Below are 6,521 nucleotides of genomic sequence, written 5' to 3'. Positions count from 1 at the left end.
CCCGCCGCGCCGCCCCCCGCTCCCCGCGCGCAGTCGGAACAGCCGTAGCGCTTTCCATGGACATGAAAAAGGCCGGCATTCGCCGGCCTTCTCGCATCCCCCTCACCCTGCGGTGGGGACCACCTGCACCATGCGCGGCTGGGCGAGCTGGACGCCAGCCTCGTGCAGCTTGTCGCGCACCGACTCGTTGAGCATGAAGATCACCCCCCAGTAATCGGCATTCGACGTCCACATGCGCAGCGACAGGTTGATCGAGGTGTCCCCCAGTGCGGAGACCACCACCACCGGAGCCGGGTCCTTGTGCACTCGCGGGTCCTCGGCCAGCTTGAGCAGCACCTCGCGGGCCTTGGCCAGGTCGCTGGCGTAGTCGACCTTGACGTCGTACAGCACCTGGCGGGTGGCCTGGTTCGAGTAGTTGGTGATGATGCCGTTGGACAGCGAGCCGTTGGGCACGATGACGGTCCTGTTGTCGCCGGTACGCAGCACGGTGTGGAAGATCTGGATCTGGTCCACCGTCCCCATCACACCCTGGGCCTCGATGAAATCACCGGCCTTGAAGGGGCGGAACAGCAGGATCAGCACGCCGCCGGCGAAGTTCGCCAGGCTGCCCTGCAAGGCCAGGCCGATGGCCAGGCCGGCCGCACCGATGGCGGCGATGAAGGATGTGGTCTCGATGCCGACCATGGAGGCCACGCTGACCAGCAGCAGCACCTTGAGGACCATGTTGGCCAGGCTGCCGATGAAGCCGTGCAGGGTCTTGTCGACCCGGCGCATGGCCAGCAGGTTGCTGACCCGGTTGGTGATCCGGTTGATCAGCCACCAGCCGATCAGCAGGGTGATCAGCGCCAGCGTGAGCTTGCCGCTGTACTCGAGGATGATCGGCAGCCAGCCCTCGGATCGCCTCACCAGTTCGTCGACGGTTATATCCACACGCACTCTCCTTTCTTGCCTTCACGAGAACAAAAACGCCGTGGGCAGGCCACGGCGCAGGTCGCTGACCCTGCACGTTGCGACGCGGGCCAGCGGTGAAGGTTCAAAAAAGCAGTGTCAGTCGCGGAAGTTGGTGTACTGCAGCGGGAAGTCCAGGGGCTCGCCGCGCAGCATGGCGATGGCCTCCTGCAGGTCGTCGCGCTTCTTGCCGGTGACACGCACCTGCTCGCCCTGGATCGCGGCCTGGACCTTGAGCTTGCGCTCCTTGATCAGCGCGACGATCTTCTTCGCCAGCTCCTTCTCGATGCCCTCGCGGAACTTCACTTCCTGCTTGACCACCTTGCCGGACGCGTAGTGATCCTCGATCTCCATGCAGTGGATATCGATCTTGCGCTTGATCAGGTTGCTGCGCAGGATGTCGAGCATCTGCTCCAGCATGAAGTCGGCTTCGGCGGTCAGGGTGACGGCCTTGTCCTTGCTCTCGAAGCTGCACTTGCCGCGCAGGTCGAAGCGGCGATCGAGCTCCTTGATCGCGTTGTCCACCGCGTTGGTGAGCTCGTGTTTGTCCAGCTCGGACACCACGTCGAACGATGGCATGGGATTCCTCCAGATAGACGGCGCGACCCACTTCACGTAAGGAAGGCGCCTGGCTTGACGGTAAAAAAAGCGGGCCCATTATAACTGAGCAACGGAGCCCGTTTTTTGCAGGATTGCATGGCAGCTAAGCATTCAGCTCTGACAGGCGGACGCAAAACCTGCTGAAATAGGCACTAATAGCAACAAGCCACTACCGCCAACCCTTGCCACTTCCCTGTGAGCCTGCCATGCCCAACCCTCATCTCAGCATCCTGGTGGTGGACGACGCCAAGTTCTCCAGTGCCATGATCGGTCGCGCCCTCACCCAGGCCGGTTACCAGGATGTCCGCTTCGCCAGCAGTGCGACGGAAGCCCTGCGCCTGCTCGAGGAGCGCCCCGCCAACGTACTGCTGGCGGACTGGCTGATGCCCGAGATCGACGGCCTCGAACTGACCGCACGGGTGCGCCAGCTGGACGAGATGATCGACCACTACACCTACGTCATCCTGCTCACCGGCAAGGAAGGCGAGAACGTCCTGGGCGAGGCCTTCGACCGCGGCGTCGACGACTTCATCAGCAAGGCGGCGATGAACGAGCAACTGGTGCCCCGCGTCTACGCAGCGGACCGCCTGTGCAACACCCTGCAGCGCCTGCTCCACGAGAACCGGCTGATGACGCAGAACATCGCCAGCCTCGAGCAGCGCAACCTGGTGGACCCGCTCACCGGCCTGGGCAACCCGCGCTACCTGCGCCAGAAGCTGTCCGACAGCCTGCGCCAGGTCGAATCCCGTGGCGGCGCGCTGTGCTACCTGCTGATCGGCCTGCACGACGCCTCCGCCCTGCGCGTGCAGTACGGCAACGACTTCTACAACGAGCTGCTCCACGGCGTCGCGCGGCGCCTTCAGCAGCTGGTACGCCCGCTGGACGTGCTGACCCGCCTGGATGACAACCATTTCGGCCTGATCACCCTGCTCGAAGACCTCCACGAGTGCTCGCCCAGCAGCTTCAAGCGCCTGCACGAAGGCCTCAACCTCAAGGCCTTCAAGACCAGCGAGGGCTTCATCACCCTCAAGGCGGGCATCAGCCTCGTCGGCATGGACGGCAAGGCACTGCCGGTGGACGTGGAGAACATCATCGAACAGGCCTCCCGGCTGCTGCCAGAGTCCTACGCCAGCGGCCGGGTCAGCGCCATCCGCCTGCCCCTGCCGTGACCTGGCACATCCTCGGCATCGGCAGCCTCGGCAGCCTCTGGGCGATCCGCCTGGCACGCGCCGGACTGCCGGTGCGCCTGGTACTGCGCGACGCCGACCGCCTGGCCGCCTACCGTGCCGCAGGCGGCCTGACCCTGGTGGAGCAGGGCCAGGCCCAGCGCCTGGATCTGCCCGCCGAACTCGCCACCGACGAGCCCCCCATCCAGCGCCTGCTGCTGGCCTGCAAGGCCTATGACGCCGAGGCGGCCGTCGCAGCGCTGGCCCCTCGCCTCGCGCCTGGCGCCGAGCTGGTCCTGCTGCAGAACGGCCTGGGCAGCCAGGACGCCGTCGCCGCGCGCGTGCCTCATGCCCGCTGCATGCTCGCCTCCAGTACCGAAGGCGCGTTCCGCGACGGCGACTTCCGCGTGGTCTTCGCCGGCCACGGCTTCACCTGGCTGGGCGACCCGCACGCCGTCGCCCCGCCGGCCTGGCTGAACGAGCTGGAGCACGCCGGCATCCCCCACGGCTGGACGCCGGACATCCTCTCGCGGCTTTGGCGCAAGCTCGCCCTCAACTGCGCGATCAACCCGCTGACGGTGCTCCACGGCTGCCGTAACGGCGGTCTGCTCGAGCACCCGGCGCAGGTCCAGGAGCTGTGCGCCGAACTCGCCGAACTGCTGCGCCTGTGCGGCCAGCCGGACGCCGCGCAGGACCTGCACGACGAAGTCGGCCGGGTCATCCAGGCCACCGCCGCCAACTACTCCTCCATGTACCAGGACGTCGCCGCCAGGCGCCGCACCGAGATCAGCTACCTGCTCGGCTACGCCTGCGCCGCCGCCGAGCGCCACCGCCTGGTCCTGCCCCACCTGCAGGCCCTGCTCAGGCAGTTGCGCGCCCACCTGGCCGAGCGCGGATTGCCGCTGGACTGACCCCGCGCTACCCTGCCGGCAGCCCAACCGCCTGGATCCCCCCTTGAACAGCCTGCGCCAGCGCCTCGAAAACCTGTCCGTCGGCAGAAAACTGCTGGCCGCCCTGCTGGTCCTGATGGCCACCGTGCTGCTGATCGCCAACCTGGCCTTCATCAGCGCCGCCTACTGGATTTCCCAGGAGAGCATGGCGCCCCAGGCCCTGCAGACCCTCGGCCGCCTGTTCGCCACCGCGCCGCTGTCGCGCGAGGCGCTGGCCTCACCGGAATCCGCCCGCCGGTTGCTCGACCAACTGGACAGCTACACCCCGTTGCGCGCCGCCGCCCTCTACGACGGCCAGGGCGAGCTGCTGGCGCAACTGATCAGCGGCAGCATGATGAAACTGCCGCAGCACGCCGAGAAACTGCAACGCTGGCGCCTGCACGAATTCCGCACCAGCCAGGTGGTGGAGCTGCCCCAGGACAACGGCCCGCCCGGCTACCTGCTGCTGGTGGCCTCCAGCGAGCTGCCCGGGGCCTTCTACACCGGTACCCTCACCGCCAGCCTGGCGATCCTCGCCAGCAGCGTGCTGCTCTGGCTGCTGGTGGCGCGGCAGATCCGCGTGATGGTCACCGGCCCGATCCGCCGCCTCGAGGAGCTCTCGCGCCAGGTCACCCGCGAGGAGAACTACGCCTTGCGCGCCCAGCGCGGCAACCGCGACGAGATCGGCAGCCTGGCGGACGCCTTCAACACCATGCTCAGCCGCATCGAGGCGCGCGAGCAGCAGCTCAAGCGCGCCCGCGACGACTCGCAGAACGCCGTCGACCAGGCCCAGGCGCTGGCCGAGGAGACCCGTCACTCCAACCGCAGGCTGGAGCTGGAAGTGCAGGTGCGCAGCAAGATCGAGAAGAAGCTCACCGGGTTCCAGAACTACCTCAACAGCATCATCGACTCGATGCCATCGGCGCTCATCGCCCTCGACGAACAGCTCTATGTCACCCAGTGGAACCAGGAAGCCACCGCACTTTCCGGCACCACCCTGGACGATGCCCTCAACCAGCCGGTGTTCCTGGCCTTCCCTTCGCTCAAGCCCTTCCTGCCGCAGATCAAGCTCACCGCCGAGCGCCACAAGGTGGAAAAGGTCGAACGGGTGAGCTGGCTGCTGGGAGACGAGGTCCGCCACTACAGCCTGACCTTCTACCCCCTGATGGGCGGCACCGGGCGTGGCGTGGTGATCCGCGTCGATGACATCACCCAGCGCCTGTCCATGGAGGAGATGGTGGTGCAGTCGGAGAAGATGCTCAGCGTCGGTGGGCTGGCCGCCGGCATGGCCCACGAGATCAACAACCCGCTGGGGGCGATCCTGCACAACGTGCAGAACATACGCCGGCGCCTGTCACCGGACCTGGAGAAGAACCTGGAGCAGGCACGGGCCGACGGCATCTGCCTCGACTCGGTGAACCACTACCTGGAAGCACGCGAAGTGCCCAAGCTGCTGGACGGCATCCACCAGGCCGGCACCCGCGCGGCGAAGATCGTCACCCACATGCTTTCCTTCAGCCGCCGCAGCAACCGCCAGCTCGCGCCCTGCCTGCTGCCGGTGCTGCTCGACCAGGCTGTGGAGATCGCCAGCAACGACTTCGACCTGACCGAGGGGTTCGACTTCAAGGGCATGACCATCACCCGCGAATTCGACCCCGACCTGGGGCCGGTGCCGGGCACCGCCAACGAACTGGAACAGGTGCTGCTGAACCTGCTGAAGAACGCCGCCCAGGCCATCCACCAGCGCGACGACGACCAGGAAGGCCGCATCACCTTGCGTACCCGCCTGGCACCGCCCTGGGCGGAAGTCCAGGTGGAGGACAACGGCGTCGGCATTCCGGAGAACGTGCGCAAGCGCATCTTCGAGCCCTTCTTCACCACCAAGGAAGTGGGCCAGGGCACCGGCCTCGGCCTGTCGGTCTCGTATTTCATCATCACCAACAACCACAAGGGCCAGATGGAGGTGCACTCCAAGCCGGGCCAGGGAACCTGCTTCACCCTGCGCCTGCCGTTGACCTCCGGCCCCTCGGGAACCTGATATGGGCAACCGCCTCTCGAAGATCTACACCCGCACCGGCGACACGGGCGAGACCGGGCTTTCCGGCAACCGTCGCGTCGCCAAGAACCACCCCCGCATCGAAGCCATCGGCGAGGTGGACAGCCTCAACAGCCAGATCGGGCTGCTGCTGGCCGAGATGGCCGAGCGGCAGGCCGACTGGCCCGGGTTGGCTGAAGTGATCGAGGTGCTCGCGCCCTGCCAGCACCGCCTGTTCGACCTCGGTGGCGAACTCTCGATGCCCGAGTACCAGTCGCTGCGCGCCAGCGAAGTGGAACGGCTGGAAGTGGCCATCGACCGCTGGAACGATGAGCTGGGCCCCCTGGAGAACTTCATCCTGCCCGGCGGCTCGCGCCTGGTGGCCCAGGCCCACGTCTGCCGCTCCGCCGCCCGCACCGCCGAACGCCGGGCCCAGGCCCTCAACGCCGAGGAGCCACTGCGCGGGGAATTGCTCGCCTACCTCAACCGACTCTCCGACCTGCTCTTCGTCGCTGCCCGCCTGATCGCCCGGCGGCAGGGGATCGGCGAAGTGCTGTGGCAGGCCGCGGCAAAGGCCTGAAACCACGGCTCTGCGGCCAGGATAGGGCGATACATCCAGTAGCCCGGGAGGCCAGCCGAACCGCATGGCACGAAGCGGATCACACCTTGCGGCCTCATCAACGCGGCACGCGCGCTCTGGTGGATGCAAAGAGCGGCATCCACCCTTGTATCTCGACTAATACCTCCACAGGGGTAATAGTCCCCGACTGATCATCGGGGGAGGGGCTGGAAGTCGTATCCACCCTTAGGCCGCGAGCCTGCAACGTAGATAGTGCTCCGCCC

5 protein-coding genes and 1 pseudogene are annotated in these 6,521 nt (G+C 66.7%); 4 read left to right on the top strand and 2 right to left on the bottom strand.

Translation table 11 applies throughout. From position 1 onward, the window contains the following. Positions 1–102 precede the first annotated feature (102 nt). Together DMX10_RS31500 and DMX10_RS31495 are read right to left on the bottom strand one after the other, a co-directional pair. Positions 103–936: a mechanosensitive ion channel family protein gene (locus DMX10_RS31500; protein ID WP_111264781.1), complete on the bottom strand. Its 834-nt coding sequence runs from the start codon at positions 934–936 to the stop codon at positions 103–105. A 111-nt stretch (positions 937–1,047) separates the two neighbouring features. After that, complete coding sequence (locus DMX10_RS31495) at positions 1,048–1,527, bottom strand: YajQ family cyclic di-GMP-binding protein (RefSeq protein ID WP_111264780.1); 480 nt, start codon at positions 1,525–1,527, stop codon at positions 1,048–1,050. 221 nt (positions 1,528–1,748) lie between these two features. Here DMX10_RS31495 and DMX10_RS31490 point away from each other — a divergent pair. The 4 genes and pseudogenes from DMX10_RS31490 to DMX10_RS31475 form a co-directional block, all read left to right on the top strand. After that, positions 1,749–2,717: pseudogene (locus tag DMX10_RS31490) on the top strand (response regulator); the annotation flags it as partial. Continuing rightward, positions 2,714–3,625 carry a putative 2-dehydropantoate 2-reductase gene (locus tag DMX10_RS31485; RefSeq protein WP_111264778.1) on the top strand — a complete coding sequence of 304 codons (912 nt, stop codon included), beginning with the start codon at positions 2,714–2,716 and terminating at the stop codon, positions 3,623–3,625. The pseudogene DMX10_RS31490 and the gene DMX10_RS31485, both read left to right, overlap by 4 nt. A gap of 43 nt (positions 3,626–3,668) precedes the next feature. After that, positions 3,669–5,681, top strand: a complete 2,013-nt coding sequence (locus DMX10_RS31480; protein WP_111264777.1) for a HAMP domain-containing sensor histidine kinase — start codon at positions 3,669–3,671, stop codon at positions 5,679–5,681. Position 5,682: 1 nt separating this feature from the next. Beyond that, entirely contained in the window at positions 5,683–6,258 is a 576-nt protein-coding gene (locus tag DMX10_RS31475; protein WP_111264776.1) for a cob(I)yrinic acid a,c-diamide adenosyltransferase, read from the top strand. The last annotated feature ends 263 nt before the right edge of the window (positions 6,259–6,521 follow it).

This window comes from Pseudomonas sp. 57B-090624, from assembly GCF_003234055.1.
Lineage (GTDB): Bacteria > Pseudomonadota > Gammaproteobacteria > Pseudomonadales > Pseudomonadaceae > Metapseudomonas > Metapseudomonas tohonis.
The sequence above is the reverse complement of the archived record's forward strand: the minus strand, read 5'-3'. Positions and strand labels throughout refer to the sequence as shown.